Here is a 26,155-nt window from a genome sequence, read left to right on the forward strand (position 1 = left end):
CCAATTGCTAGGCATGAATTATCCCTAACGATATCCTAATTTTCTGTTTTTTATTATATCCATTTACGGCTTGTAATTGTACCCGACCAGCATGTCGAACTGATAATTGATCAAAAATTGCCACCGTGAAATCCGGCCGACTAACCTCTTGCCAATTTACCCGAACTAAACCATGTTCAATCACCAATTTTGCTCGATTCCGTGAATAATTAAAGGCTGTTGCCACAATAGCATCCAAGCGCAATGATACCACAGTAGTCGAAAGTTCTTCCCAATCTGATTGGGATTGGATCACTGCCGACATTGCTTGCGGTAAGAAGCTGATATGAATTTTTCCCACCTGGGTGACCTGGCCTTGGATGTACGTGACCATTTTGGTATCGACTATTACTTGCCAATCTTGATCATGGACCAAAATGTCACCAAAAACATTACGATCAATGCCACTTGAGAGCAAACTCCCCATTATCTGGCGATGATGTAACTCCGCAAACTTACGTGGGTAATCAATTGTTAATAGCTGTAATTCAAAATCCGAATCTTGTGGTTGATAATAATCCGGAAAAATTAAAGCCCGTTGCATTTCAGCATTGGCGAAGCCACCATTAAAAGCAACTTTAATTTGATCATCTTGGTTAACCATGGTCGTTAAAATGTAACGTTGCCGAGGATTTAAAAACCAGGTTAAAATTGGTCGATACTGATCTCGAACTGTTTCAAGCCAATCTTGGATTTGATCAATCAAAGGACCTTCATCAGGACGAAAATGCTGCTTTACATTAAGATTATCCAAGCTTTAGACTCCCAAAAAGTATGCTAATCCTTGAATGCCATATTGAACCACATATAAAACAATGATGGCAATAATTGGGGCAAAAGAAACCCCACCCAATGCAGGAACAAACCGATCAAAGAAGCTCAAGTATGGACTAACTAGCTTGGTAATGAATTGGCCCAAGGAAGATTGAATTGCTCCGGGAAACCAAGTTAACAAACACCAAACCACAATGAGTAAAATATATAACCGAATTAGTTCTGATAATCCCCATAAAATAAAGCCCATGCACACAACTCCTTCTTACATTTCTGATTGTCCCATGTTTTTAAGGGTAGCCGCTAACTTGCCCGCAACCTCAAAATTCCGTGGGGTACATAAAAAGATTTGTTCACCAATGCGTTTGATTTCCCCGTCAATGGCAAAGATCGCACCATTTAAGAAATCAACCACTTTAACCGCCGTATTAGCGTCCATTTGGGAAAAATTAACAATAACGGCCTTCCCATCTAATAATTGAGTAGCGATTTCACGAGCATCACCATATAAGCGTGGTTCAACTAAGTCAATTTGACTATTCGGCGTTGAAGTACTGGAACGGTTACTACTGTCAAATGGGACTACCTTACTGTTTCGAACATTAGTCGTGGCGTTGGTTGATGTAGTTTGGTCATAATATTCTTCTTGTTCGTTATATTCATCGTCCACGCCGAACAAGTTACTAAAAAAGTTAGCCATAATATACTCCTCTTTATTTAAAAAATGGGAAAGTCAACGTCCTTGCTGCTTCCCCATCACTCTTTATATTACTTCCGACGGTTCTTGAAAAAGGCCGGCCGTGAAAGGTCTTCGCCATTATCATTATTGTTCGAAAGATTGTCGTTTTGTACGCTAAAGCTTGGCTTTTGAGCACCACGAAGATTACCACTCCGTAAGTCATCAGAAACATCATTACCTGGATCATTCCAGCCGCTAAAAGGATCGTTTGACACTTCCGGTTGCGGACTAGGTTGAACTGGAGCAGATGTAGGTTGACTTACCCGTTGTGGTTGCGCAGGTTGACTGGGAGTTTCGAACCGAGTTGGTTGGCTACTAGTGTTTTTACTAGTTCCATTACCATTAATACCAGTTGCAATCACTGTTACCCGCACTTCATCATTTAAGGTATCATCCAAGGCCATCCCAAAGGTAATGTCAACGTTGGAGTTAGCAGCTTGACGAATAACGCTTGAAGCTTCTTGGGCTTCAAACATCGATAGATCTTTACCACCAGTAACGTTTACTAGGACATGTTCAGCTCCATCGATAGAAACTTCCAACAATGGGGATGAGATCGCCTTCTTCGTTGCTTCTGCAGCCCGATTATCGCCGTTTGATGAGCCAATCCCCATCAAAGCTGACCCTTGATTGGTCATGGTATGACGAATGTCAGCAAAGTCCAAGTTAATGTATCCAGGGTTGATAATCAAATCAGAGATCCCTTCAACCCCTTGCCGAACCACGTCATCAGCCTTCTTGAAGGCTTCCATCATTGGAGTCTTTTTGTCGATAATCTCTAATAACCGATCGTTTGCAATCGTGACTAAAGTATCGACATTCTTCTTCATTTGTTCCAAACCTTCGTTAGCAAGGTCAGTCCGATGCTTTCCTTCAAATGAGAATGGTTTCGTTACCACCCCAACAGTTAAAGCACCCGAATCTTTAGCTAACTTGGCAATTACAGGAGCAGCACCAGTCCCAGTACCACCACCCATACCGGCAGTAACAAAGACCATATCAGCACCTTCTAGTGCTTTAGCAACTTCTTGTTCGCTTTCTTGAGCAGCTTTCATCCCTACATCAGGATTTGAACCAGCACCAAGACCACGCGTCAACTTAGGTCCTAGGTGAATTTTAACCGGAGCTTGGCTACCTTCAAGGGCTTGTAAATCAGTATTAGCAACGATGAATTCAACCCCTTGAACTCCTTCGTTGATCATTTGGTTAACGGCGTTTCCACCACCACCGCCGACCCCGATAACTTTAATCCGGGCGCCACGGTTATCAAAAGTATTTGCAGTTTTATCCATTTATTTTCCCTCCGAATCGGAATTGTTTTTAATCAAAGAAATTGCTAAAGAAGCCCTTCACCTTTTCAATTGTTGGATTGGAACTTGACTTCCGTTGGTTCGGCCGACTTGGTCGTGGAGCGTCACTTTGATTGTTATCTCCCTCACTGGCAGCCCGTCGAGGTGTAGGGGCAACTGGTGGCCGATATTGTGGTTCAGGAACGTTTTGGAATTGTCCATATTGATGAGGGCTTTCGATCAATGCTCCTTGGTTAACCACTAATTTTACCAATTGTTCCACTTCACTCAGATTGCTTTCGTAACGACATAAAGCCAAGACTTGACTAAATCCAGGATGACGAATCCCCATTTGGTCAGGCACAAAGACCTTAATATTACCGCTGAAGTATTCGCTAGCTAGTTCTTTGATACCAGGCAGGGCAGCAACTCCACCGGTTAAGACTAATCCACCCGGAAGATCCGGTGCTTGAACTGAATCCAATTGATTTTTAGCTCGCTCAAAGATTTGACGAACCCGCGCTTCAATAATTTCTGATAGATACTTTTCTGAAATATTAACAGGTTGATTTTTACCAACGACTTCCACTGGTAATTGCACGTCATCAGAAGCTAATTCACTATTAGCAAACCCATGATCACGCTTTAATTGTTCGGCGTTTCGTTGGGAAGTATTTAATACTTCTGAGATATCATGGGTAATTAATTGGCCACCTTCTGGGTCAACATAAGCAAATTTTAATTGATGATCCAATATGATGCTGGTCGTGGTCTGACCGCCACCCAGATCAACCATTAGGGTCCCAAAATCTTGTTCACCATCATTTAATAAATTAAAACCTGTTGCAATTGGTGCAATCACAAAGTCTTGGACATTCAGCCCGGCTTGTTCAACCGCTTTGCGAGCATTGTGAATGACCGTCGTTAAACCACTGTACATGGTTGCCCACATTTCCAATCGAACGCCAACCATGCCACGTGGATCCTTAATCCCCGTAAATCGATCTACGGCAAAGTCACGAATCACCAAATCAATTGGTTCTTGATCCGGCGAAAGGGCCTGATTCATGGTTGCTTGAGCCACATCAATTACATCTTGATCCGTAATTTCACGTGATTGACCTTGTTCAGTGTTCAAGGTTACCATTCCATGAACTTCTGAAAGGCGTAAATAGTTCGCTGGTAACCCAACAACCACTTCTCGAATTTGAACCCCTGATTTCTCAGCAGCCTGAGCTACCGCCTGAGAGATCGCACTAGCGGTCTTGTCAATATCAACAATCACTCCTCGGTTCAACCCCGTAGTTGGCTGGGTACCCACACCAATCACTTTGAGGTCTCCCTTAACATTTTCACAAACAAGAACTTTAATTGAGGTGGTTCCAATGTCTAAACCTACATAGAGTTGTGTATTTTGCATGCTCTCGGAACCTCCTAAAAAATGTTAATACTTCAGAATGCACACTAAAAACATTCTTAACGTAATCTAAAAAGATTTTACCACAATCTAACACCATGACAAACACATTTATATCTGAAAAAGCAAAATTATTCACTTTTCGAATTATAGCTATATGAGTAAGCAGAATATTGTAAATCAACAATTCCGGCATCCGTCATTTTCTTCACAATTGATGGATAATATTTCATCTTGGTAGATAAATTTGAAATCCGGGCATAAACCGTATTGCCATCGTTCATGTATAAGATCAACCGTTCTGGATCATCAGACGATGGTGAATAAACCACTTCGGATATTCCATCACGAATTGCTGTCGAAATTCTACCAACTTGGGCGGTCGTCGCCGTTAACTGCTTAGCATGTTTAGTGAAACCTTGATATTGGATAAAAGACGTTACATCACCTGAAACAGCTGTTTTTTTACCACTAGCTAAAAGATAATGACTTCGACTACCGTTAGTAACGATTCCCACAATCGGATATTCTTTTACCACGACTCGGATACTTTGTGGCCCAGTCAACTCAATTTTTAATTGGTTAATCTGTAAATTGTTTTTCCGAGCAACTTTTTCGACAGCTGCTTGCTGATAGAAAACCCGCCAAATAAAATTCCCTGATTTCAAATTTGCCGCTTGTTTAACTTGCTGCGCACTCAAATTATCACAGCCCGTTACTTGAATTTTATTAACCTTACTAAAGGGCGACACAATATATAGCATAAAAGCCAAAATCAAGCTAAAAGGAATGACAATACTTAACATCCGTTCACGATTGCCACGCTTCATCGAACGATGAAAATGTGCGATCGAATGATGTAAGCCAGCGCCGCGCTTTTGAACATCAGGCTCATTCGCAAGTCGATTCCGTTGTTCAAGATTTTTTAATATGTTTTGATAACGTTCATGTTCCTGACGTCCACTTGGAGTTGGCATCGTCATCCTCCTTTCTACTTATTTTTGGTGTTTTTGAATTGCTTGATTTAAAACCGTAATTAATTCATCAGCTGCCTTTGGATGACCAAGTTTGGCGGATTTACCAGCCATTTGTCGCCGCAATCGTTCATCTAACATCAACCGGTCGGCTGCATCTAAGAGACTTTTACCAGTTAATTGATCCTCAAGTATCATTTCCGCTGCACCCTTATCAACTAATGCCTGAGCATTCTTGACTTGATGATTTGCCGTCACATAGGGACTAGGAATCATAATTGTTGGTAGCCCCAAAGCCGTTACTTCGGCAATAGTAGTGGCGCCAGCCCGCGAAACCAAGACATCAACATGTGGTAACTTCTTTTGCATATCTTCAATGTAGGGAACAACTTTAACGTTGTTGCTTAAAGTGACACCCGCTAAATCCTGCATTACCTGATCATAACGTTTTTGACCCGTCGCAAAAATCACTTGGTAGTGACGCTGGTTGAATTCTGGAATAGCTTCGACCACACTTTGATTAATCTTGGGAGCACCTTGACTCCCACCAAAAATCATTAAAGTTGGGACCTGATCTTGTAAGCCGTCAGCAGTCCAGGAAAATGCCGTCTGCTCATGCATAAACACTTGTTGAGCTCGGGGATTTCCGGTTAAAGTCACTTTATCACTCGGAAATTGCGATCGAGCAGCTTGAAAGGAGATCGCAATCTCATCAACATACTTACTCAAAAACTTATTTGTAACGCCGACGACACTGTTTTGCTCATGAATTACTGTTGGAATTCCCATTTTAGCGGCCGCATACAAGACGGCGCCACTAACATAGCCACCGGTTCCTAAAACGACATCGGGTTGAAATTCTTTTAACCATTTCTTGGCAGTCTGGACTGATTTTAGGAAAAGATAGATCGTTTTTAAATTACTGACCGATAATGACCGCTTAAATCCTTGCATTTCCATTGTCCGTAGTTCTAGACCTGCTTGAGGGACAATTTTATTTTCAAGTCCCCGAGTAGTGCCAATATATAAAACTTGAGTTGTTGGTTCGATCTGTTTGAGCCGTTCAATTAATGCTAATGCAGGGTAAATATGGCCACCTGTTCCCCCACCAGCAACCATGAGTTTCATTAAGCTTCCTCCTTTTGACCGGTAATTGTTTCCATTGTTTCAATAAATCGATCACCTCGAACTTCAAAACTTGGGAACTGATCCCATGAAGCACAAGCGGGTGATAACAGTATAACGTCACCAGGTTCACTAAGCTGCCAAGCCATTGGCGCTGCGGTAATTACATCTTGACTTTCTTTTACAATCGGAACTCCTGCCTGCTTTCCCGCCTGGCTCAACCGTTCCTTGGTTTCTCCAACCGTAATCAAAGCTTTAACATGGTCTTTAAAGACAGTTGCTAATCGGGAAAAATCATCACCCCGATCAAGTCCCCCCGCAATTAAAATCACCGGTTGATTAAAACCTTGGAGAGCAACTTCACAGGCTTCGATATCGGTTGCCTTCGAGTCGTTATAAATTTTACGTCCCTGAGCCGTCATGACATATTGTAATCGATGGCGAACTCCACTAAATGACGACAATACCTCACGAATAGCTTCGTTTGACACCCCGCTTAGTTTAGCCACAGCAATCGCCGCCAAGGCATTTTCGATATTTTGGGGACCAACTAAACTGACGTCGGCCACCGACATCACGACTTCGCCTTGCCAGAACAATTGATCATGATCTTGATAAGCACCGGCTTGAGATTTATTTTCCCGTGAAAAAGGAATCACTTGAGCTTCAGTCCGTCGTGACAGTTCCTGCCATTCTTCTTGATCCCAGTTGATCACCAGAAAATCATCCTTCGTTTGATTGCGCGTAATGTTTAATTTGGCATTGATATAGTTTTGCCGATTACCATGATAATTGAGATGACTAGTAAAAATATTGGTGATCACCGCAATATGGGGGCGAAAAGTTGGTGCTCCTAGCAATTGAAAACTTGAGGTTTCCATTACCATTGTGTCTTCACTCGTTAACATTTGTGCTTGTTGACTAACAGAAACCCCTATATTCCCTGCAGCAACCACCTGGTGTTGGGATTCCTTAGCTAACATTTGCTGAATTAAAGTTGTCGTGGTGGTCTTACCATTACTTCCGGTTACGGCCACAATTTGTCCTTCAAAAATCTGGGCACCTAATTCAAGTTCAGTAATAATTGGCGTCCCTTGGGTAACAAATTTGGCAATTAAAGGAACCGTATATGGAATGCCAGGATTTTTAACTACCAGATCAAATCCTTCATCAGCTAACGATAAAGGATTCGCGCCCATAATAATACGAATTCCCAAAGCTTTTAATTCATTAATAGTCGTTTGATCATCAGATTCTTTTAAATCATTAATGGTCACTTTAGCTCCTAATTTTACTAATACCTTAGCCGCATTAACCCCACTGATTCCAAATCCAATTACTAAAACTCGTTTACCTTGATATGTCTTAATTGCCTTCACGCGGGCCACCCCTTACTTTAAATTGCCATTAACACTATAACTGAAATTGCTGCGGCCACCAACTGAACCAACCAAAAGACGTAATCAATCTTCCATTCTGACCAACCATCCATTTCAAAGGCATGATGGATTGGTGTCATCTTAAAAATCCGTTTACCAGTTCGCCGGAACCAAAATACTTGGAGAATTACACTAGCAGTTTCAATTACATAAATAAGTCCAATCAACAACAAGGACCATGGATGATGTACCATAATCGCTACGGCAGCTAAAGCGCCCCCCAGCGCTAATGAACCCATATCACCCATAAAAATCTTCGCTGGTTTGTGATTGAATGGGAAAAAGCCAATTAAGCTCCCAATAACCGCCGTACAGAAGATTGCAACGTCATATTGGTGTTGGAATAGCGCCAAAATCAAATAGGCCGAAAATGAAATCGTAGCTAAGCCAGTTACCAAGCCATCTAATCCATCGGTTAAATTAACAGCATTGGAAAACCCGACTAACCAAAAGACGATAAAGGCCATATATAACCAGCCCACTGATGGATCATCTGAGCGGAAAATAGCGACAAAAATAATGGCCGCAATCACCTGACAAAGAAATTTTTGCCAAGGTTTAAAGCCCTCATTTTGCTGGCGAAAAATTTTAATACTATCGTCCCACATTCCAATTAGGCTATAAACGATCCATACTAACAACACTGCCCACAACATTGCCGTTAATTGTCCTGCAAGCCATCCTGTGAGTAAGGTACTAAATGTAGCTGCTAAGACAAACATTAAGCCCCCCATCGTCGGAGTGCCGGATTTTTTAGCATGCCAAGTTGGTCCTTCTTCACGAATTTGTTGGCCTTCTTTTTTGGCAATAAAATAACGGATTAAAGTTGGCATCGCTAGCCAAGTAAGGGCTAACGCGCAAATTAAAGATAATCCTAAAAACCAAAAACTCATCTTAATCTCCTTTTACTTTTTCGCAAGGGTGACTGTTAAGGTTTGGCCTTGTTTAATCGTCGTTCCTTGCGTAATACTTTGTTTTGAGACAAATCCTGTCCCACTCGTCTTAACTTTCAATCCCAATAGTTGACCTAGTTCATTAACGTCTGCTTGACTCCAACCACTAACATCAGGCATTTGATAAGTTCCACCAGTCAATAAGAAGATCCGGTTTTTAACCATAACGCGCTCACCAGCGGTCACTGATTGTTTAGTGACCTTTTTGCCACTTCCTAGGGTTGTGACCGATATATTATTCTTAGTTAAAGATTTGGCTGCCGAATTAATATTCATGCCGATTAGGTTAGGCATCTTAATTGTCCCCGGACTCTTCTTGCTAGCTGATTTATCACGATCAAGTAAGAACTTGATAATCGGGGTGGTAATGGTCGAAATAGTGTTTTCAGCACTTTGATCAACGGTCTTAGGTTTAGTCATCGTAACGTAAACAATATACCGCGGATTGTTGGCCGGGGCAAAACCAGCAAATGAATAAATATAATCATAGGTTCCTGTTTCGTAGCTACCATTGGAGCCGGCGATTTGGGCCGTCCCAGTCTTTCCGGCAATCGTGTAACCATCCACCTTATAGGCTTGCCCAGTCCCGTCATCGTTATAGATAACCCCTTTTAAATAGTTCAAAACTTGCTTCGAAGTTTTACTGGTAATCGGGGTCGCAATTTGTTTAGGCTTAATTTTTTTGATAGTTTTTCCATTACTGTCAGTAACTTTGGAAATGATATAAGGCTGCATCATTTTTCCATTATTGGCAACGGCCGTTAAGGCTTGAATAATTTGCATCCCAGTAACGGTAATCCCTTGTCCAAAGGCTGTGTTAGCCTGTTCCAAGGAACCACTATAAGTTGTGGATCCTGATCCCTCTTGACCAAGTCCATACACTTTAGCCGCTTTAAGGAAACCGAAAGCCTTAATATACTTCAACCAGGTCTTAGCCCCCATATCTTGTTCAATATGGGCAAACCCAACGTTACTGGATCGATCAATCGCTTCTTGATAGGTAATGGTTCCCCATCCCTCTGTCTTCCAGTCAGTGATCTTCCCACCACCGAGTGAATACGATCCAGATTGGTAAGTCTTATTGGGATTGAACTTACCAGAATTAATCGCTGCACTCAGGGCAAAGATTTTCATCGTTGATCCTGGTTCATAAGTGGTTTGGGTGAGGGCATTCACCCAAGTGGGGGTGTCCGATGTTAAATTTGGTCGTTGAGAGGCGGCTAATATCTTCCCGGTTTTCGCTTCGACGACAATTCCAGTTAAGGATTCCGCTTGAGTCTTATCTTCAACCGATTGCATTGTCGTTTCTAACATATTTTGAACCTGCTCATCGATCGTTGTATAAACATTTCCACCATCTTTTACTTTACGTCCACCAGCTTCCGAACTAGATAATTTGTATCCATATACGTCTTGACGAACGCTCTTAACCCCATTTTCACCACTGAGGATCTTGTTAAAGTAACTTTCTAATCCCATCGTTCCTACTAAAGAGGTTTGGTGGGTCTTGGAATTAACTTTAGTTGTTGTCTGGCCCAAAATTTGACTTAAGAAGTTACCTTCTGGATATTCGCGAGCTGAGGTCTTCGTAAACTTAATTCCCGGCAGATGATATTGTTTAATCTTTAACATCTGACTGGCCGTTAAATTACTACCTTTCGTCCCAAATTGAACCTGGTAAGTTTTTTTATTCGCCGGATTAAGTAACTGATAGACCTTCTTCTCTGACATTCCTAATTGCTTGGCTAAAATTTTAGCCGTTTTGCGCTTGTTTTGAACATATAGTTTTTTTCCAGACGTGCTCTTATAGGAATGACTGATAATTGCATAAACAGTATAACGACTCGTATTGGTGGCTAACGTACCACCATTAGCATCATAAATTTTCCCTCGTTTAGCTTGAATGGTTGAAGAACTTGTGTAGCGTTGTTTGGCTAAGGTGGCTAAATCATATCCTTTTACGTGTTTACCTATCGAAATATAAGCAAAGCGAATCCCAAAAACAACAAATAGCGCGCCCACAACAAAAAAAAGCCATTTACCAAAGGCTTTTGGGTCACGCTGATTGGATTTATTTGCTTTTATCCTTATTTTAGGCAACTTTAGTCTCATTATTTACTAACGTTCCTCGTACTATTGGTTACGTCCGACATGCTATACTTGCTAGCTACGCTTTTTAAGTTCGATGAATTGGTTTTTTCATCAATTTCCTGTTGTTGATCGGAATTAGAAGTCGATAGACTACTAGCTGTTGATTGCAAATTTTGCAGATGTTCTTGTCGGTTGTTGGTCGTAATCTTAGTAGATACTAACAAAACTAATAGGGCCGTGACAACTAATGTTCCAATGGTTAACATCAATTTTTCAAATGGTGAGAACCGAACGCGTTTGATCGTCGCCAAGCGTGGTTGCCTATTAGTACCTTTGGAAGGAGCAGACTGCGGCTTAGGCTCACTTAATGGTTGATTAAATTTTGGAGCAGCATTGGCAGCCATAGTTCGTTCCCTCTTTTTCTATTTAATCCGTTCAATAATTCTTAACTTCGCACTGTGAGCTCGATGGTTCGTTGCTAATTCTTGATCACTGGCGATGATTGGCTTTTTGTTTACTAATTTGAAATCAGGTTGGGTTTCTTTGGGAATTACCGGTAATCCTGCTGGCAAATCCGGAATCGTCGTTCGTTCCTTAAACATCGTTTTAACCAATCGATCCTCTAAGGATTGGAAGGTTATGACACTAATTCTTCCCCCAACTGTTAACAAATCTAGTGCCTGTTCGAGTGAACTTTCTAAAACACCCAGTTCATTATTAACTGCAATTCGAATGGCCTGAAAGCTCTTTTTGGCAGGATGACCGCCATGACGACGAGCTGGTGCTGAAATCGCATTTTTTACAATTTCAGCCAATTCTAACGTGGTTTTAATTGGTGCTGCTTGCCGTTGCTTTTCAATGGACCTTGCGATCTGTTTGGCAAATTTTTCTTCCCCATATCGTGACAAAATTCGCATCAGATCCTGAAACGACCATTCGTTTACTACTTCCATCGCTGACAGGGATTGTGTTTGATCCATCCGCATATCTAAAGGAGCATCATGTTGATAAGAAAAGCCGCGTTTTGCATCATCAAATTGTGGCGATGAAACTCCCAGGTCATAGACCATGCCATCAATCGTGCTAACCCCTGCTTGTGCCAGGGCAACTTTTAATTGGCTAAAGTTACTTTTCACTAAAGTCAGCCGTCCATCATCAATATACTGTTTGAGGTGTTCTTGATTATACTGAATGGCGGTCTGATCCTGATCAAACGCATATAAATGTCCTTCAGATGACAGCCGCTCTAAAATTGCTTGACTGTGGCCGCCTCCGCCAAGAGTCCCGTCAACATATATTCCAGCAGGTTTGATATTCAGACCATCCACTGCTTCATGAAGCAACACCGTCACATGATTAAATTGTGTCATTGGGTTGCCTCCTTATTAAAAGTTAAGATCACCAATTTCTTCGGCAATGTCATCAAAATCTTCTGCTGCATCGGCTTGATAAGTAGACCAATTATCGGCATCCCAGATTTCAAAATGGCTCGAAACGCCAATAATGGCACATTTCTTATCAATTTCCGCGTGCGTCAATAAATTTTGAGGAATATTGATCCGGCCTTGTTTATCAAATTCACATTCTGTCGCTGCCGAAAAAATAAAACGAACAAACTTTCGCGCATTGCCCTTAGTTGATGGTAATTGGGCTAAACGTTGTTTTACCTTATCCCATTCTTCCATCGTGTACACGCTCAAGCTATGATCCATTCCTCGAGTAACGACACAAGTGGAGCCAACTTGATTTCGAAATTTAGCAGGAATGATTAACCGCCCTTTATTATCAATTGAATGTTCAAACTCACCCATAAACACGGTTAATCACCTCCTCCCAATTTTTCTTATTTTAGTCTACCACAATCCCCCACTTCTCACCACATCATTTTACATATCTCCCAAAACAAAAAAAGTCCCCACTTTTCGTGAGAACTCTCTTTATAAAATTATTTAAATGACTGGCAAAGCCGTACCAAACAAGGATCCAATGAAGACTACTGTTGCATAAACATAGGTCCACTGCCAAAAAGCGGTCCAATACTTTCGATAGACTAACTCATGGGTCCGATGCCATTGAATCACGACGATCGTTAGTCCAATGATCATCCATCCGATCACCGGGAAAGCAAACCAATAAAAGCCCAAATTTAGATATGCCAAGAGCATTAGCATAATTCCCCAAGCCCAATTTAATTTTTGACGTCCTAGACGGGGAGTAATCTGCAATAATCGAAAGACTAATAATTGTAAAACATAGATGCCAATAATAATCGCACCATCAATAAGTAATTTTTGATAATTTAAGGACATACTCGATACCACCATTTTTTCACTGCATCTTATTCTAAAGAAACAAATTTGAAATTTCAATTCATTCTGGTTACACTAGTTACATTAATATTTAGGAGAATTCTAATGCAACGAAAAAAGAAATCCACCTTTCAAAAAATCACGATGGTGGTTGTTTGGCTAATGCTAATTGCCACCATTGGTTCTTTAGTTATTTCTGCCATTGGGGCCCTAGGCTTACTTTAATGGTTGAAATCCCCCACTCTTACTTGTGGTAAGAAGTGGGGGATTTTTTTATTCATGATCCGCTTGTTTATATACTTCGCGAGGTTTGGATCCGTTCGCGGGGCCGATATAGCCACGCTGTTCTAAATCATCAATAATTCGGGCAGCCCGATTATAACCAATCCGGAAGCGGCGTTGAATTAACGAGGTCGATGCCTTTTGCTGATCAACGACAAAGGCTAAGGCCTCTTGAAACAACTCATCTTCATCTTCTGCATTTTCAGCCTGTTCCATTTCATTATCCGTCACGACGATACGATCATCATATTCAACTTGACTTTCATCCTTGATGAAATCAACAACTGATTCAACATCATGATCCGAAATAAAGGCTCCTTGTACCCGAGTCGGTTTATTCTGATCAATCGGCTGGAATAACATGTCCCCACGCCCTAGTAATTTTTCCGCACCATTAGCATCCAGAATTGTCCGCGAGTCAATCCCACTTGAAACGGCAAAGGCAATCCGGGAGGGAACATTGGCCTTAATTAAGCCCGTAATTACATCGACTGACGGTCGCTGCGTAGCTAGGATCATATGAATCCCAGCCGCACGCCCCATCTGGGCAATCCGGACAATTGCGGTTTCAACATCATTCGAAACCGTCATCATCAAATCAGCCAATTCATCAACAATTACCAAAATTAAAGGCAATTCATGTTGATCTGCTTCACCACTTTCCCGCACCATCTGATTATATCCGTCTAAATTTCGGACATTAAAGGCGGAGAACAATTCATAGCGGCGTTCCATCTCGGCAACCACTTTTCCTAAGGCCCGCGCCGCCTTCTTGGGTTCCGAAACGACTGGACTTAGGAGATGAGGGATCCCATTGTAAATACTTAATTCAACCTTTTTCGGATCAATCATCAAGAATTTGACTTGATTTGGTTTGGCCTTCATTAAGATTGACACAATAATCCCGTTGATTGCAACGGACTTCCCGCTCCCGGTCGATCCCGCAATTAACAAATGCGGCATTTTCGTCAGGTCAGCCATCATGACCGTCCCCGTTACCGTCCGACCAAGCGGAACCTCTAATGGTTTGTCATTTCGTGGGGCGGCTTCAATCATATCACGAAAGCCTACGGTCGCAATCTTAGTATTGGGAACTTCAATCCCAATTAATGATTTGCCCGGAATCGGTGCTTCGATCCGAATATCTTTTGCAGCTAAAGCCAGCGCTAAATCATCCGCTAAGTGAGTTATTTTACTAACCTTAACCCCAATGGCAGGTCGAAGTTCGTATTTGGTTACGGTTGGCCCTAGGTTAACATTTTCTACCGTGGCATCAACTCCAAATGAAGCCAAAGTTTCTTGTAATTTTTTGGTATTAGCCTTAATCGAGTTAAGATCTGCACTTTGATCGGTCGATTGTACCTTCGCCAATAAATTAGCTGGCGGTAATTGATAATCATCATCGACCGTTGACCCCTCAACTCCCGCTAAAACCACCCCTTCATGACCTTCATCACTGGTTTCCACGTCAGGAGTATTGGTTTGTGAATTTTGCAAGTTTTCACTTGGTTTAGTTGGATTCGTTGAGGTGGCCACGTTAATCGTTGGTTCAACAATTGGCGGCCGTTCACTGACTGGTGTTGGTAAATCTTTCTCAGCCGGATCCTGACGGCGGTCCTTAAATTTATCCAAAAGCGAGGTCCTCTTATCAGATTCTTTGGCCCTTTTCTTAACTTGTTTTTGCCCTGGTTTTGAATGAGACTGGCTTGTTTGATTCTTTCGACGTTCACCTTGATCTTTTAGCCAGTGGAAGAGGTTTTGAACCCCCACTAGAACCTTATTCCACGGCAAATTAAAGAATACCACGACTCCAACTAACATGAGTAACCATCCCAAGATGGCATTTCCGATTGGGGCAATCAGATAACTAGTAATTTGATAACACATCGCCCCAATCATTCCCCCACCAACAAACAAGGTGTTATCACCACCCAGTGTTGCTTGAAGAATATTGTTCCATGTTGTATTAAAAATATGCTGGGCTTGGTCAATTTGATTAAACATTAAATAATGTAGATAGGTAACCAGGCCAAGATAAAATAGACCAAAGCCGATAATTAACCGTTTCTTAAAGTGGGGAAATTTACCATAGATACTTAGCCCGAGGCAATATATTATAAGCACTAACATTAAGACAAAGTAACTTTGTCCCCCTAGGATCATAAAAAGATCGTACACCCACTGACCAATTAGTCCCAAACGAAACAGGCCTAAAAGCGTCAATAGGATCACCAAAATTCCACTTAAGCTAAAAATAATCCGTTGATCTCGCTGTCTAGCGCTTGCATTAGTTCGTCGCCGGCGTGGTGAAGCGGTTCGTTTACGACTGGTCGTCCGTTTCGCTGCCATATTTACCCCCTTACTTTAATTTGTCATCTTCGTAACGATGCGTCCGTGCTAATTGCGGAAATCCTTGTTGGCGCATAGCTTCATAAATCACAATTGCAGCACTATTCGATAAGTTCAGTGCACGAATATGATCATCATTTTGTGGAATCCGAATGGCCTGATCAGGATACTGACGCATAAATGGTTCTGGCAAGCCAGTCGTTTCTTTTCCAAATAAGAAATAATGATCGCCAGCCGTCATATAATCGGCCTGACTATAATCGCGTTCAGCAAATTTTGAAACAATATAAAAGTTTTCTAGGTCAGGTAAAGTCGCCATGAAGGAAGGCAAATCGTCATGATAAACAACTTCGACCTTATCCCAATAGTCTAGTCCTGCGCGTTTCATATGTTTATCATCCGTTGAAAAGCCTAGCGGTTTAATTAAATGTAAAACCGTATTGGTGCCCGCACAAGTTCGCGCAATATTTCCAGTATTAGCTGGAAAAAGCGGTTCAAATAATACAATGTGATTAGTCATGATTCTCCTCAATAAAAAAAGCAGGTGGCAGAGGCGCCGGACTGCTTCACGATACCCATTAATTCTTAGTTATTTTACCATACTTATGATTGATGACCAATTAATAGTTGGACATCAACAGTGACCTGAGTAAGTTTGATTAGGTCTTCATCCGTTAAGGTCTTCGCGGCTTTTCCCCAATGCAAAGGCGACATTTTAACTAGGCTAGATCTTAAATCAAATGGTAAATCAAATTGATATTGAATACGTTCTTCTTCCATCTGTGGATAATGAACTTTGAATAAATCTTTAACGGATTGGTTCGAGTAAGTTTGATGGTCCTGATCATCAGCATAGAGTAGTTGTCGTAACTCAATTAAATAATCCGGATTAGGGATCACTTTTAAAACCTGACCACCAGGTTTTAAAACACGCTTAAATTCACCATAATCTGAGGGTGAAAAGAATTCAACAATCGTCGAAAACTGTTGTGATTGGAAGGGGAGTTTTCGTAAATCAGCAACACAAAAGAAAAGGTGGGGATCTAGTTGGGTGGCCAGTTGCACTCCATCTTTAGCAATATCAAACCCTAAATAGGTGTCATTATAATTAGCCCGAGCCTGCCTGATCTGATCTAAAGGGGTCCCTTCCCCAGTTCCTACGTCTAGGATAGTTTCATCTTGCGCGCTGAGTCGCCGAGCCACCACTTCTACCATGGGTTTAAATAGTCCCGCTTGTAATAGTTTTCGGCGATCTAATAACATCTCGCGATCATATTCACCCTTCGCCGCATGATTCATGAAGTAAACATATCCATGCTTGTTAATATTAGTAAAATGGCGATTAGAACAAATCAAACTATGTTGATCAAGGTTCACAATTGCTGATTGGCAAACTGGACATTGAAACATGGCTAAATGCTCGCTTAACCACGTTTCAACAACTTTTATTTTTTTCATCTAAAAACCTTTCTAGATTACCATCACTAGCACTTCAGAGACGAGCCTGTTATTATAAGATTGATTATATTAAAGGAGGCTATTATTGTGACAGAAAAATTTCTAATTGGAACTTATACTAAGAAAACCAGCCAAGGAATCTATGGAGTTACCTTGGATTCGGAACAAGCAAGCTTAAGTCCTGTTTGGCTTGTCGCTAAATCGGGAAAGCCGGCATACTTACAAGTACTAAATGACCATCTTTACAGTGTGAAACAAATTGGCGATGAAGGTGGCGTGGCTTCATACGTCCTTCAAGGAGACCAAGCTGAATTACTTAAGACTAATTTAAGTGTGGTAGCTCCACCTGCATACGTCGCCGTGGATCAAGCTCGTTCCCTATTGTACTCGGCTAATTACCACGCTGGAACAGTTACAGTTTACCACATTAACGACGACCAAAGTTTGACCCAAACCGACGAAGTTAAGCACTCAGGGGTAACAGGTCCACGTCCTGAACAGGATAATCCTCACGCTCACTATGCTGACTTAACTCCTGACCACCGATTAGTAGTATGTGATTTAGGACTTGATCAAACCATCGTTTATGACGTCAGTGAAAATGGTCAATTGACCTTTGTTTCTACTTATCAGCATGAAGCGGGCTTTGGAACCCGTCACTTAACCTTTAGTCCTGATGGAAAAGTTGCTTACGTCCTTGGCGAATTAAGTAGCCAATTAGAAGTTTTAAAGTATGATGCTAATACGGGTAGTTTTGAACATCTTCAAACTATTAAGACGATTCCCGATGATTGGACCGCTCACAACGGAGCAGCCGCAATTCATATTAGTAGTGATGGCAAATATGTTTACACTTCCAATCGAGGAGAAAATACATTAGCTGTCTTTGCTGTCCAAGATGATTCCACCGTTAAACATATCCAATCAATTTCAACTGAAGGGGATTTCCCACGGGATTTTGATTTAAGTAAAAATGAGGATTTCCTAGTTGCTTCCAATCAGGAATCCGATAATTTGACTTTATATGCTCGAGATCCTGAAACTGGCTTATTAACGCTTTTGCAAAAAGATGTTGCCTGTCCAGAACCAGTATGTGTTAAGCAATGGTAATTAAGTCGCTCTTAGCCAAATAAATGAGGCCGATGAAGAATCTAAAAATTTCTTCCGGCCTCATTTTTTTGAATCAAATTCCGCATATCAGCAGGAATTGGTACCGATACTTCAATTACTTGATTAATAAAAGGACTATAAAAGCTAACATATTGACAGTGTAGAGCCTGGCGATTAATTAAAGGCGAAGCTTGTCCATACATATCGTCACCAATTAAAGGGTGTCCAATGGATTGAAAGTGGACCCGAATCTGATGGGTCCGTCCGCTATGTAAAGCGATCCGCACAACTGTCTTCGCATCGGTCATCTCTTGTGCCCAATACTCCGTGATTGACATTTTCCCATCACGGGCGACTTGTCGTTGCACAAAAGATGCTGGATCTCGACGAATGGGAGCCATGATTACTCCATGCTTCGCTGGCACTTTTCCTTGCACAATTGCTAGATACCGTTTGGTCACCTGGTGTTGCTTCAATTGTTGATCCAATACCGCATGAGCAAAACGGTGTTTCGGGAAAACTACAAGTCCACTAGTATCGCGATCTAACCGCGTGGCAACATGGGTAACCTGATTTGGGTATTGTTGACGCAGATAATAACCCTTTAGCCGATTAACGAGACTATTATGGACCGGAACATTATGAGCAGGAACGGTCGCAACCCCCGCTGGTTTATTCACCACTAAAAAGTCACGATCTTCATACACAATCTCTAATGGCTCATCACTGACATCCAAATTAGGATTGGCTGGCTCATCAGGAAGTAATAAACTAACCTGATCTCCTGGTTGAACCTGTGCTACCGCCCACTGGGGATGGTTGTTAATTTGCATTTGTCCCCCATGAAAAATGGCGACTTTAATTAACGAACTGCTAACCCCAAAGGATTTTAAAACTGCTCTTAATCGACGTGGGTACTTCCCTCGGTAGGTCCAATCAAACCTCAATTTTCATCACCAATGAAGGAATCGCGGACTCGTTTCCAAAAACTAGTATGCCGATATTTAGCAAAATACACTCGTTGACTAGCCACGCAATACTTAATTTCAGTTAAATGACGTTGATCGTCATCTAATTTCGTAATTTCACGATCATTGGTTAAAATTAGATTTTCATCATTCATGATCTTGATATTCAGCTGAGCATGGGTCCCTAAAATTACGGGAGAACCAATCGTCCGAAAGATCATGTTGTTCAAAGAAGCCATTTCCGCAACCTGGAAACCAATAATCCGCGGATCCATGATGGCCCCACCAACCGATTTGTTATAAGCCGTAGAACCAGTTGGGGTGGAGATACACAAGCCATCACCCCGGAATCGTTCAAACAGATTATGGTTAATGTAAACGTCACACACCAGGGTTTTTGAGAAATCCCGAATGGTCGCTTCGTTAATGGCTACACTTTCCTCGATTGAACCATCGTCATATAAGGCTTCCGTTTTTAACAAGGGATAAGTGACGGATTGACCACTATCGTTTTTAAGACTTTCCACTAGTTCAGCGACTTCATAAGGTCGCCAATCTGCGTAAAATCCAAGGTGTCCCGTATGAATCCCCACAAACCGAATCTGATCTAGTTGATCCTGATATTTATGAATGGCCGACAACAAGGTTCCATCTCCACCAACTGAAATCACTACTTCGGGATAAGTTTCGTCATATTCCAACTCGGTTCCTTCGGCTTGGTCTAGAATCTCCTGGCGAACTTGGAGTGACTGTTCTGAGTCATATGTATAAATGGCGTACTTCATTCATTTCCTCTTTCTACTTGATCATTTTGATCTTCTTGCGATTCAATCGCGCTTTTGGTCCATTCCGCTCCCCGACCATGGGAAAATAATTGCTGGGCTTCTTGAATATCTTCTCGAATTTCCGACATTTCTTCATCCAGCTTAAAAGCAGCTTCGGCAGCTGTCTTTAAGCGAGCCGCCATGGCCTCTGGAAATTCCCCTTGATACTTATAATTCAATGAGTGCTCAACCGTCGCCCAAAAATTCATGGCTAAGGTCCGCACCTGAATCTCGGCTAAAATCCGCTTTTCACCCGTTACCAATTGAACTGGATACTCGATGACAATATGATACGAACGGTAGCCACTAGGTTTAACATTCGTAATGTAATCTCGTTCCTCAATAATCGTAATGTCGGTTCGTTCCCGTAACAAATCAACGACTTGGTAGATATCTTCGACAAACTGACACATGATCCGTAATCCAGCGATATCTTGCATATCTTGTTCGAGCCGATCTTCTTGAACATGGCGACGGACCATTTTTTCTTGGATACTTTCCACCGGTTTAACTCGACCGGTTACGAATTCGATTGGTGAATGCGCCGATTGATCCTGAAATTGTTTCCGCATTCCCCGTAATTTTACCTTTAATTCGTCAACCGCCTGCTGATAAGGTAATAAAAAATGTTTCCAATCCTCAATCATCTCGTCACCTCCCGTAAATACGCTTTATATTTTAGCATAATTAAAGCAAATAACCATTAAATCCATCTAATTCACTTTTCTTTACATTTGGAAGCGGTTCTGTAAAAATTAATTAAAGATCTTGTGGAGGATTGATTATGCTAGAAATATATCTTTTTGTAAGTCCATTAGGTTCTCGATGTTTACGTCGTGAACTGGAATTAATGACTTGTCAAAAGAACTTCACCTCAACCAAAATTTGTTATCAAGTAATTCCTTTAATAAATCAAGAGACCATTAACCGAGCTCTTGCTGATTTACACCGCACCCCATCAATGAAGAATCAGCAAGCAATCAATATTTTGATGAACCATATTACCCTTGATTATCAAGCCGCCCTTCTTCAAGGGAAAAAACGTGGTATTAAATTCCTCTGCAAGTTACAATCAACAATTATTCATGACCAGCAACCATATACTCAACAACTCGTTGCTGAAGCGATTAACGATGTTAAACTCGACCCAGAACAATTTTATTTAGATCGGAAAAGTAAATTAGTTCAACAAGCCATTCAACAAATGAATCGCTTAGTTCATGAATTCAAAATTCAAGAGCCAACTTCAGTAGTTCTGATCGATAGTCAAAACGAGCAATATGCTAGTTTTATTAGTGACTTCTCCATCCAAAAATTAACCCAATTATTAAATCAGCCCAATACTTTAAATTTGATCCCAGCGCCACGAACTTAAGTGACGCTTTTTTTCTTGTTCACTACCATACCACTTGGGAAACTGCCAGAAAATTATGTCTTGCTTTGTTACTTTCAATATTCCCGCTTGGGACCACCTTTGAGTTAACTGATTAATTAAACGTTGATGTAAAATTTGCTGTTGTTTAACCCTTAAACAAGGCATTGGTAACCAATTAGTTTGTTGTTCCACCCACTGAAACCACTGTTCTAGTGTCCATTGACTTTTTAAAGGCAATCTTTCCAACTGTAATAAAATTTTTAGTTGCCATTCTAATAAATGCTCACTGGTTAGTGGCCAATTTTCGCCCCAATTATGTAAGAAGGCTGGACAAAGCCATAGTTGGTGATGGTTTAGGTAGGCTAGATTAAGCAGTGTTGAATGAGTTTTATGCCGTCGCTGCCATTTTAGTCGATTCAGCTCACGGCTGATTAGGTCATTATTTTTAAAATTATTCAAATTCATAACCTGTTTGCTAAGTTTGCCTTGCTTAACATGCCACCAATAAAGGACCGGCTGCTGTTGATCCCATTGCGTAAATTTAGCTTTCATCTTTCTTGAAATTGGCCGGTAGGGTGATCCTAAAAACCAATAAACATTATAACCAGCTCGCCAATAATATGTGGTCCGCTTTTTAAGCGTCTGAATACTGATTGGACTACATTGAAATTCAAAAGCAATCTTTTGCAGCTTTACGTTAGCCAATACATCAATGCGCTGCTGAATTGAATTAACCGGTACTTCCAATTCAGCCGGCCATCCTTGCTGTTGACACCACGTATAGATTTGCTGTTTTCCTAATAAATGTTCCTGGCTTTCGGCCGCTCCCTGATGATTAATTTTGGCAAAATATGGCTGATTCTTACTACTTAAGCGCATCTCCATTGGCACAAACGTTTCTGGGCAGTAATATTTAACTTTCGCTTTAGCTTGGCTAGCATGAATTAATTGACCTTGTGAATTAAATGCTATTAACATATATTTCCCTCCTAAAAGGAAATACGTAAAAACCCCTTTAAATCAAACCAAAGTTCAATTTAAAAGGGTTTAAATTAGGCAAAATAATGTCGAGCTAACTCAAAAGCAGCTTGGGTCATCACATGCTGACCATGTTCACGTAAAAGCATTGGATCCATCGTTGATTCATTCGCATATTCGTATACAATTCCGAGACGGTCCCGAATTGCTTCCGACGTGAGATCACCATTTTCAAAAAAGGTCAAAATTAAGTAGTAATGATCCTGATATTTATATAGATCAGATGCCAGATTAGATGTATCTGCCAATCGTGAAAGTTCAATAAAATCTTCAAAGTCGGCAAATGAAACTACTTTGGTATACTTTTGTAAATCAGGATCATTTAAGGCAGATTCAATTTCATCAGTTTGTTCTGCTGACGAATCATCATGATCACTAATTGTTGTCTTGCGATCATGTGCTTGCAATTCTTTTTTAAGAAATTTAGATAACTGCTCTTGATGTTGTTGTAATAGCTCTGGGTTATCTAAGAACGAATTATTTTTTGAGATGATTAGTTCAATTCCGCTAGGCGATTGTAAAACCTGAAAAGTCACGGAATCATTATCCTTAAATTGGTTTTCCGTATCAACTTCTTCTAAAACCTGATAGAAAAATTCTTGAATCTGATGTTGATCGCCCATCAAATCGAGCATTGTAATGCCACGCGCTTCAAGGTCATCTTGACTAATAATCACCTGTAATGTATCGTCATCAAGTCGATTTACTTCCATCATGATGCCCCCCTTCTTTAATATATAATGTTACCATTTTATAACATCTTTGGGCAATAATAAAGGGAAGAACCACATTTGTGACCCTTCCCGATTAAGCTTCTAAAAGTTCAGCCAGTTCTTGAGCTTTGGCTAACTCCATTTGACGAATTTCTCGTGGTAAAAACCGCCGAATTTCATCCTCATTATAGCCAATTTGTAAACGTTTATCATCCATCATAATTGGACGCCGTAACATGCCCGGATTATCATGAATAATTTGGTATAAATCATTCATCGGCACTTCATCTAGATCGACATCTAAGGCCTGAAATGCCTTAGAACGAGTAGAAATAAGATCCTCAGTTCCGTTTTCAGTCATTCGTAAAATCGATTTGATTTCATCGATAGATAATGGATTAGCAATAATATTACGTTCATTAAATGGAATATTGTGTTTTTCAAACCAAGCCCGGGCTTTCCGACTTGATGTACTACTTGGCGTTACATATAAGGTAACCATAAAATCAACCTCCCTATGTCAAATTCACTATCTTAATTATACTATCTTTTTGTAAGAAAAATACCCCTTTAAGAAAATTTTAATTACTTTTTGTAAGTGTAATTTTGTCCGACTCAAACTATAAAATAGAATTATAATATATGTAAAGGGGGTTATCTTATGATGAACTATTTACACTATACTTCAGGATCACCTAGTATTCTCAAAACTATAATTGACAATAATCCAGACCGTCAATATCGATTAGCAAATGAAATCAGCTCCAATCGAACCTATCTTTTTGATGTAACTGGAAACCGTGAGAGTAATTTTGTTAGCCCGATCAGTTATCAAGTTCTTGAACATTATTATGATAATAAGCTGAGCGGAGTCGTTCATATTGAATCATACAACGATGATGTAAAAAAACGAGAATCATTATTAGAAACTGCCCGGCAGGTCTTTAACAAAACACAACTAGCAGCATTTTCAGCAGCCTTTATCATGCAGGATCTAAAAGATTCTAATCACATAATATTGATTACGAGTTGGGAAAGTGAAGCAGCCTTACAGGAATGGTTAAACAGTAACGTATACCAACCTTTAAAATCATTTAGTAATCGTGATCCGCAAAATACCTTTTACCATCAAGATTTTCGTATTTTAAACTAAAATAAGATCGAAGCTAATTGCTTCGATCTTTTTTACAATACGGTCCATACGAGACTCGAACTCGTGATCTCATCCGTGACAGGGATGCGTCCTAAACCAACTAGACCAATGGACCAAATAATTGCGGGGGCTGGATTTGAACCAACGACCTCCGGGTTATGAGCCCGACGAGCTACCAGGCTGCTCTACCCCGCGATAATAAAATGACCCGTGCGGGATTCGAACCCACGATACCACCGTGAAAGGGTGGTGTCTTAACCGCTTGACTAACGGGCCATTATGGAGAAGGAGGGATTCGAACCCTCGCACCAGTTTCCCGATCTACACCCTTAGCAGGGGCGCCTCTTCAGCCACTTGAGTACTTCTCCAAAAGTGGGTCTAAGTGGACTCGAACCACCGACCTCACGCTTATCAGGCGTGCGCTCTAACCAGCTGAGCTATAGACCCATATTTAGTTTAAAAAGCGGGTAACGAGAATCGAACTCGCGTCATCAGCTTGGAAGGCTGAGGTTCTACCACTAAACTATACCCGCATAAAATGGCGCGGGACGGAATCGAACCGCCGACACACGGAGCTTCAATCCGTTGCTCTACCAACTGAGCTACCGAGCCAAAATATACAAACGGTCCATACGAGACTCGAACTCGTGATCTCATCCGTGACAGGGATGCGTCCTAAACCAACTAGACCAATGGACCAAATAATTGCGGGGGCTGGATTTGAACCAACGACCTCCGGGTTATGAGCCCGACGAGCTACCAGGCTGCTCTACCCCGCGATAATAAAAAGGAGGATAAGAGATTCGAACTCTTGCGCCGCGTTAACGACCTAGCGGTTTTCAAGACCGCCCCCTTCAGCCACTTGGGTAATCCTCCAAAATATTCAACTGTATGGTAATCAAATATGGACCTTGTAGGACTCGAACCTACGACCGGGCGGTTATGAGCCGCTTGCTCTAACCAACTGAGCTAAAGGTCCAAAAAGCCACCCAAATCGCGGCGGGGGGGATCGAACCCTCGACCTCCCGGGTATGAACCGGACGCTCTAGCCAGCTGAGCTACACCGCGAATAAGGAATCATATTAAAAAATTACCAATCGGGAAGACAGGATTCGAACCTGCGACCCCCTGGTCCCAAACCAGGTGCTCTACCAAGCTGAGCTACTTCCCGTTGAAATGCACCTAGCAGGAGTCGAACCTGCAACCTTCTGATTCGTAGTCAGACACTCTATCCAATTGCGCTATAGGTGCATATGGTGCCGAGGACCGGGATCGAACCGGTACGGTCATCACTGACCGCAGGATTTTAAGTCCTGTGCGTCTGCCAATTCCGCCACCCCGGCAGATTACAAAAATGGAATTGGCAAAGCGGAAGACGGGATTCGAACCCGCGACCCCCACCATGGCAAGGTGATGTTCTACCACTGAACTACTTCCGCATAAAATATTTAATTAATGCCGACTAGAGGGTTCGAACCTCCGACCTTCTGTTTACAAGACAGATGCTCTGCCAACTGAGCTAAGTCGGCTTAACAGCCAATGCTTTATATCCTTATATAATAGCAATGAGCCGTGACGGGCTCGAACCGTCGACCCTCTGATTAAAAGTCAGATGCTCTACCAACTGAGCTAACGGCTCATGAGCTTATATCGCTCAATGGAGGATACAGGGCTCGAACCTGTGACCCTCTGCTTGTAAGGCAGACGCTCTCCCAACTGAGCTAATCCTCCAAATA

The 26,155-nt window shown here is 41.4% G+C and carries 27 protein-coding genes and 19 tRNA genes; 4 read left to right on the forward strand and 42 right to left on the reverse strand.

Translation table 11 applies throughout. The annotated features are described in order from the left end of the window. Positions 1 to 7: 7 nt before the first annotated feature. The 14 genes from PS3_RS09275 to PS3_RS09340 form a co-directional block, all read right to left on the reverse strand. Positions 8 to 793: a YlmH family RNA-binding protein gene (locus PS3_RS09275; RefSeq protein ID WP_007122802.1), complete on the reverse strand. Its 786-nt coding sequence runs from the start codon at positions 791 to 793 to the stop codon at positions 8 to 10. A gap of 3 nt (positions 794 to 796) precedes the next feature. Then, entirely contained in the window at positions 797 to 1,063 is a 267-nt protein-coding gene (locus PS3_RS09280) for a YggT family protein (RefSeq protein WP_040468820.1), read from the reverse strand. Positions 1,064 to 1,078: 15 nt separating this feature from the next. Beyond that, positions 1,079 to 1,516 carry a cell division protein SepF gene (locus PS3_RS09285; protein WP_040468821.1) on the reverse strand — a complete coding sequence of 146 codons (438 nt, stop codon included), beginning with the start codon at positions 1,514 to 1,516 and terminating at the stop codon, positions 1,079 to 1,081. A 65-nt stretch (positions 1,517 to 1,581) separates the two neighbouring features. Continuing rightward, complete coding sequence (gene ftsZ, locus PS3_RS09290; protein ID WP_007122804.1) at positions 1,582 to 2,844, reverse strand: cell division protein FtsZ; 1,263 nt, start codon at positions 2,842 to 2,844, stop codon at positions 1,582 to 1,584. A 28-nt stretch (positions 2,845 to 2,872) separates the two neighbouring features. Continuing rightward, a complete protein-coding gene (ftsA, locus tag PS3_RS09295; RefSeq protein WP_007122805.1) occupies positions 2,873 to 4,261 on the reverse strand; it encodes a cell division protein FtsA in 1,389 nt (462 codons plus the stop codon). Between the two features lie 128 nt (positions 4,262 to 4,389). Beyond that, positions 4,390 to 5,235 carry a cell division protein FtsQ/DivIB gene (locus tag PS3_RS09300; protein ID WP_007122806.1) on the reverse strand — a complete coding sequence of 282 codons (846 nt, stop codon included), beginning with the start codon at positions 5,233 to 5,235 and terminating at the stop codon, positions 4,390 to 4,392. Between the two features lie 18 nt (positions 5,236 to 5,253). Beyond that, positions 5,254 to 6,360 carry an undecaprenyldiphospho-muramoylpentapeptide beta-N-acetylglucosaminyltransferase gene (gene murG / locus PS3_RS09305; protein ID WP_007122807.1) on the reverse strand — a complete coding sequence of 369 codons (1,107 nt, stop codon included), beginning with the start codon at positions 6,358 to 6,360 and terminating at the stop codon, positions 5,254 to 5,256. Then, positions 6,360 to 7,736 (reverse strand): UDP-N-acetylmuramoyl-L-alanine--D-glutamate ligase, encoded by a 1,377-nt coding sequence (gene murD, locus PS3_RS09310; RefSeq protein WP_007122808.1) that lies wholly within the window; start codon positions 7,734 to 7,736, stop codon positions 6,360 to 6,362. Before murD ends, murG begins: the two co-directional genes overlap by 1 nt. 17 nt (positions 7,737 to 7,753) lie before the next feature. After that, positions 7,754 to 8,689 (reverse strand): phospho-N-acetylmuramoyl-pentapeptide-transferase, encoded by a 936-nt coding sequence (mraY, locus tag PS3_RS09315; protein ID WP_007122809.1) that lies wholly within the window; start codon positions 8,687 to 8,689, stop codon positions 7,754 to 7,756. Positions 8,690 to 8,701: 12 nt separating this feature from the next. Next, positions 8,702 to 10,861, reverse strand: a complete 2,160-nt coding sequence (locus PS3_RS09320) for a penicillin-binding transpeptidase domain-containing protein (protein WP_040468824.1) — start codon at positions 10,859 to 10,861, stop codon at positions 8,702 to 8,704. Next, positions 10,861 to 11,244 (reverse strand): hypothetical protein, encoded by a 384-nt coding sequence (locus tag PS3_RS09325; RefSeq protein WP_040468825.1) that lies wholly within the window; start codon positions 11,242 to 11,244, stop codon positions 10,861 to 10,863. Before PS3_RS09325 ends, PS3_RS09320 begins: the two co-directional genes overlap by 1 nt. Before the next feature lie 18 nt (positions 11,245 to 11,262). Next, positions 11,263 to 12,210: a 16S rRNA (cytosine(1402)-N(4))-methyltransferase RsmH gene (rsmH, locus tag PS3_RS09330; RefSeq protein WP_007122811.1), complete on the reverse strand. Its 948-nt coding sequence runs from the start codon at positions 12,208 to 12,210 to the stop codon at positions 11,263 to 11,265. Positions 12,211 to 12,225: 15 nt separating this feature from the next. Further along, a complete protein-coding gene (mraZ, locus tag PS3_RS09335; RefSeq protein ID WP_007122812.1) occupies positions 12,226 to 12,657 on the reverse strand; it encodes a division/cell wall cluster transcriptional repressor MraZ in 432 nt (143 codons plus the stop codon). 132 nt (positions 12,658 to 12,789) lie between these two features. Continuing rightward, positions 12,790 to 13,149 (reverse strand): hypothetical protein, encoded by a 360-nt coding sequence (locus tag PS3_RS09340; RefSeq protein WP_040468827.1) that lies wholly within the window; start codon positions 13,147 to 13,149, stop codon positions 12,790 to 12,792. A 105-nt stretch (positions 13,150 to 13,254) separates the two neighbouring features. On the opposite strand from PS3_RS09340, the gene PS3_RS10220 reads away from it, so the two are divergent. Next, complete coding sequence (locus PS3_RS10220) at positions 13,255 to 13,374, forward strand: DUF4044 domain-containing protein (protein ID WP_081478433.1); 120 nt, start codon at positions 13,255 to 13,257, stop codon at positions 13,372 to 13,374. Positions 13,375 to 13,422: 48 nt separating this feature from the next. On the opposite strand, the gene PS3_RS09345 is transcribed toward PS3_RS10220, so the two are convergent. From PS3_RS09345 to PS3_RS09355, 3 genes are all read right to left on the reverse strand, one after another. Then, positions 13,423 to 15,780 carry an FtsK/SpoIIIE family DNA translocase gene (locus PS3_RS09345; protein WP_007122813.1) on the reverse strand — a complete coding sequence of 786 codons (2,358 nt, stop codon included), beginning with the start codon at positions 15,778 to 15,780 and terminating at the stop codon, positions 13,423 to 13,425. 10 nt (positions 15,781 to 15,790) lie between these two features. Continuing rightward, on the reverse strand, positions 15,791 to 16,300 hold the full coding sequence (locus PS3_RS09350; RefSeq protein WP_007122814.1) for a tRNA (cytidine(34)-2'-O)-methyltransferase: 510 nt from the start codon (positions 16,298 to 16,300) through the stop codon (positions 15,791 to 15,793). Positions 16,301 to 16,383: 83 nt separating this feature from the next. Next, a complete protein-coding gene (locus PS3_RS09355; RefSeq protein ID WP_007122815.1) occupies positions 16,384 to 17,238 on the reverse strand; it encodes a methyltransferase domain-containing protein in 855 nt (284 codons plus the stop codon). Positions 17,239 to 17,325: 87 nt separating this feature from the next. Between PS3_RS09355 and PS3_RS09360 the strand changes: the two genes are divergently transcribed. Continuing rightward, positions 17,326 to 18,348 carry a lactonase family protein gene (locus tag PS3_RS09360; RefSeq protein WP_040468829.1) on the forward strand — a complete coding sequence of 341 codons (1,023 nt, stop codon included), beginning with the start codon at positions 17,326 to 17,328 and terminating at the stop codon, positions 18,346 to 18,348. A gap of 41 nt (positions 18,349 to 18,389) precedes the next feature. Here the strand turns inward: PS3_RS09360 and PS3_RS09365 are convergent, their stop codons facing one another. Genes PS3_RS09365 through PS3_RS09375 form a run of 3 tightly spaced genes read right to left on the reverse strand, consistent with a single transcriptional unit; the run spans position 18,390 to position 20,787 of the window. Next, on the reverse strand, positions 18,390 to 19,295 hold the full coding sequence (locus PS3_RS09365) for an RluA family pseudouridine synthase (protein ID WP_007122817.1): 906 nt from the start codon (positions 19,293 to 19,295) through the stop codon (positions 18,390 to 18,392). After that, positions 19,292 to 20,101 carry an NAD kinase gene (locus PS3_RS09370; protein WP_007122818.1) on the reverse strand — a complete coding sequence of 270 codons (810 nt, stop codon included), beginning with the start codon at positions 20,099 to 20,101 and terminating at the stop codon, positions 19,292 to 19,294. The genes PS3_RS09365 and PS3_RS09370 overlap by 4 nt, the downstream gene beginning before the upstream one ends. Continuing rightward, positions 20,098 to 20,787, reverse strand: a complete 690-nt coding sequence (locus PS3_RS09375) for a GTP pyrophosphokinase (protein WP_007122819.1) — start codon at positions 20,785 to 20,787, stop codon at positions 20,098 to 20,100. Before PS3_RS09375 ends, PS3_RS09370 begins: the two co-directional genes overlap by 4 nt. 137 nt (positions 20,788 to 20,924) lie before the next feature. Here PS3_RS09375 and PS3_RS09380 point away from each other — a divergent pair, with 137 nt between their 5' ends. Then, entirely contained in the window at positions 20,925 to 21,515 is a 591-nt protein-coding gene (locus PS3_RS09380) for a DsbA family protein (RefSeq protein ID WP_040468831.1), read from the forward strand. Here the strand turns inward: PS3_RS09380 and PS3_RS09385 are convergent. The 3 genes from PS3_RS09385 to spxA all read right to left on the reverse strand — a co-directional run bounded on the left by PS3_RS09385 (position 21,486) and on the right by spxA (position 23,768). Continuing rightward, the gene (locus PS3_RS09385) at positions 21,486 to 22,493 is read right to left on the reverse strand and encodes a competence protein CoiA (RefSeq protein ID WP_007122820.1); all 1,008 of its coding nucleotides are present in this window, start codon (positions 22,491 to 22,493) and stop codon (positions 21,486 to 21,488) included. The genes PS3_RS09380 and PS3_RS09385 overlap by 30 nt on opposite strands. Positions 22,494 to 22,567: 74 nt before the next feature. After that, on the reverse strand, positions 22,568 to 23,269 hold the full coding sequence (locus PS3_RS09390) for an adaptor protein MecA (protein WP_007122821.1): 702 nt from the start codon (positions 23,267 to 23,269) through the stop codon (positions 22,568 to 22,570). Between the two features lie 91 nt (positions 23,270 to 23,360). After that, on the reverse strand, positions 23,361 to 23,768 hold the full coding sequence (spxA, locus tag PS3_RS09395) for a transcriptional regulator SpxA (RefSeq protein WP_007122822.1): 408 nt from the start codon (positions 23,766 to 23,768) through the stop codon (positions 23,361 to 23,363). 159 nt (positions 23,769 to 23,927) lie between these two features. On the opposite strand from spxA, the gene PS3_RS09400 reads away from it, so the two are divergent. Next, entirely contained in the window at positions 23,928 to 24,419 is a 492-nt protein-coding gene (locus PS3_RS09400) for an antibiotic biosynthesis monooxygenase (RefSeq protein ID WP_040468834.1), read from the forward strand. A 40-nt stretch (positions 24,420 to 24,459) separates the two neighbouring features. Here the strand turns inward: PS3_RS09400 and PS3_RS09405 are convergent. From PS3_RS09405 to PS3_RS09495, 19 genes are all read right to left on the reverse strand, one after another. Then, positions 24,460 to 24,534, reverse strand: a tRNA-Asp gene (locus tag PS3_RS09405). A gap of 6 nt (positions 24,535 to 24,540) precedes the next feature. Further along, positions 24,541 to 24,614, reverse strand: a tRNA-Met gene (locus PS3_RS09410). A 9-nt stretch (positions 24,615 to 24,623) separates the two neighbouring features. Continuing rightward, positions 24,624 to 24,695, reverse strand: a tRNA-Glu gene (locus tag PS3_RS09415). 4 nt (positions 24,696 to 24,699) lie between these two features. Then, positions 24,700 to 24,787, reverse strand: a tRNA-Ser gene (locus PS3_RS09420). Between the two features lie 5 nt (positions 24,788 to 24,792). Further along, positions 24,793 to 24,866, reverse strand: a tRNA-Ile gene (locus PS3_RS09425). Positions 24,867 to 24,881: 15 nt separating this feature from the next. Next, positions 24,882 to 24,952, reverse strand: a tRNA-Gly gene (locus tag PS3_RS09430). A gap of 6 nt (positions 24,953 to 24,958) precedes the next feature. Further along, positions 24,959 to 25,031, reverse strand: a tRNA-Phe gene (locus PS3_RS09435). A gap of 12 nt (positions 25,032 to 25,043) precedes the next feature. Then, a tRNA-Asp gene (locus PS3_RS09440) sits at positions 25,044 to 25,118 on the reverse strand. Between the two features lie 6 nt (positions 25,119 to 25,124). Then, positions 25,125 to 25,198, reverse strand: a tRNA-Met gene (locus PS3_RS09445). 9 nt (positions 25,199 to 25,207) lie between these two features. Next, positions 25,208 to 25,295, reverse strand: a tRNA-Ser gene (locus PS3_RS09450). 29 nt (positions 25,296 to 25,324) lie between these two features. Continuing rightward, positions 25,325 to 25,398 (reverse strand) — tRNA-Ile (locus PS3_RS09455). Between the two features lie 15 nt (positions 25,399 to 25,413). Continuing rightward, positions 25,414 to 25,487 (reverse strand) — tRNA-Met (locus PS3_RS09460). Between the two features lie 29 nt (positions 25,488 to 25,516). Further along, positions 25,517 to 25,590: transfer RNA gene (locus PS3_RS09465), tRNA-Pro, on the reverse strand. 6 nt (positions 25,591 to 25,596) lie between these two features. Next, positions 25,597 to 25,670 (reverse strand) — tRNA-Arg (locus tag PS3_RS09470). 3 nt (positions 25,671 to 25,673) lie between these two features. Continuing rightward, positions 25,674 to 25,762, reverse strand: a tRNA-Leu gene (locus PS3_RS09475). A gap of 24 nt (positions 25,763 to 25,786) precedes the next feature. Beyond that, a tRNA-Gly gene (locus PS3_RS09480) sits at positions 25,787 to 25,858 on the reverse strand. Positions 25,859 to 25,875: 17 nt separating this feature from the next. Further along, a tRNA-Thr gene (locus tag PS3_RS09485) sits at positions 25,876 to 25,948 on the reverse strand. Positions 25,949 to 25,985: 37 nt separating this feature from the next. After that, positions 25,986 to 26,058: transfer RNA gene (locus PS3_RS09490), tRNA-Lys, on the reverse strand. 19 nt (positions 26,059 to 26,077) lie between these two features. Then, positions 26,078 to 26,150, reverse strand: a tRNA-Val gene (locus tag PS3_RS09495). Positions 26,151 to 26,155: the final 5 nt, after the last annotated feature.

Source organism: Limosilactobacillus gastricus PS3, assembly GCF_000247775.1.
In the GTDB taxonomy this organism is placed as follows: domain Bacteria; phylum Bacillota; class Bacilli; order Lactobacillales; family Lactobacillaceae; genus Limosilactobacillus; species Limosilactobacillus gastricus_A.

Bases quoted from the DNA above. Each gene is read 5' to 3' on its own strand.
- PS3_RS09370 (WP_007122818.1), bottom strand. From the start codon at position 20,101: ATGAAGTACGCCATTTATACATATGACTCAGAACAGTCACTCCAAGTT.
- PS3_RS09390 (WP_007122821.1), bottom strand. From the start codon at position 23,269: ATGATGGAAGTAAATCGACTTGATGACGATACATTACAGGTGATTATT.
- PS3_RS09380 (WP_040468831.1), top strand. From the start codon at position 20,925: ATGCTAGAAATATATCTTTTTGTAAGTCCATTAGGTTCTCGATGTTTA.
- PS3_RS09355 (WP_007122815.1), bottom strand. From the start codon at position 17,238: ATGAAAAAAATAAAAGTTGTTGAAACGTGGTTAAGCGAGCATTTAGCC.
- PS3_RS09300 (WP_007122806.1), bottom strand. From the start codon at position 5,235: ATGCCAACTCCAAGTGGACGTCAGGAACATGAACGTTATCAAAACATA.
- PS3_RS09325 (WP_040468825.1), bottom strand. From the start codon at position 11,244: ATGGCTGCCAATGCTGCTCCAAAATTTAATCAACCATTAAGTGAGCCT.
- PS3_RS10220 (WP_081478433.1), top strand. From the start codon at position 13,255: ATGCAACGAAAAAAGAAATCCACCTTTCAAAAAATCACGATGGTGGTT.
- PS3_RS09345 (WP_007122813.1), bottom strand. From the start codon at position 15,780: ATGGCAGCGAAACGGACGACCAGTCGTAAACGAACCGCTTCACCACGC.
- ftsA (WP_007122805.1), bottom strand. From the start codon at position 4,261: ATGCAAAATACACAACTCTATGTAGGTTTAGACATTGGAACCACCTCA.
- PS3_RS09350 (WP_007122814.1), bottom strand. From the start codon at position 16,300: ATGACTAATCACATTGTATTATTTGAACCGCTTTTTCCAGCTAATACT.
- mraY (WP_007122809.1), bottom strand. From the start codon at position 8,689: ATGAGTTTTTGGTTTTTAGGATTATCTTTAATTTGCGCGTTAGCCCTT.
- murG (WP_007122807.1), bottom strand. From the start codon at position 6,360: ATGAAACTCATGGTTGCTGGTGGGGGAACAGGTGGCCATATTTACCCT.
- PS3_RS09400 (WP_040468834.1), top strand. From the start codon at position 23,928: ATGATGAACTATTTACACTATACTTCAGGATCACCTAGTATTCTCAAA.
- rsmH (WP_007122811.1), bottom strand. From the start codon at position 12,210: ATGACACAATTTAATCATGTGACGGTGTTGCTTCATGAAGCAGTGGAT.
- ftsZ (WP_007122804.1), bottom strand. From the start codon at position 2,844: ATGGATAAAACTGCAAATACTTTTGATAACCGTGGCGCCCGGATTAAA.
- PS3_RS09340 (WP_040468827.1), bottom strand. From the start codon at position 13,149: ATGTCCTTAAATTATCAAAAATTACTTATTGATGGTGCGATTATTATT.
- PS3_RS09280 (WP_040468820.1), bottom strand. From the start codon at position 1,063: ATGGGCTTTATTTTATGGGGATTATCAGAACTAATTCGGTTATATATT.
- spxA (WP_007122822.1), bottom strand. From the start codon at position 23,768: ATGGTTACCTTATATGTAACGCCAAGTAGTACATCAAGTCGGAAAGCC.
- PS3_RS09320 (WP_040468824.1), bottom strand. From the start codon at position 10,861: ATGAGACTAAAGTTGCCTAAAATAAGGATAAAAGCAAATAAATCCAAT.
- PS3_RS09385 (WP_007122820.1), bottom strand. From the start codon at position 22,493: ATGTTAATAGCATTTAATTCACAAGGTCAATTAATTCATGCTAGCCAA.
- PS3_RS09375 (WP_007122819.1), bottom strand. From the start codon at position 20,787: ATGATTGAGGATTGGAAACATTTTTTATTACCTTATCAGCAGGCGGTT.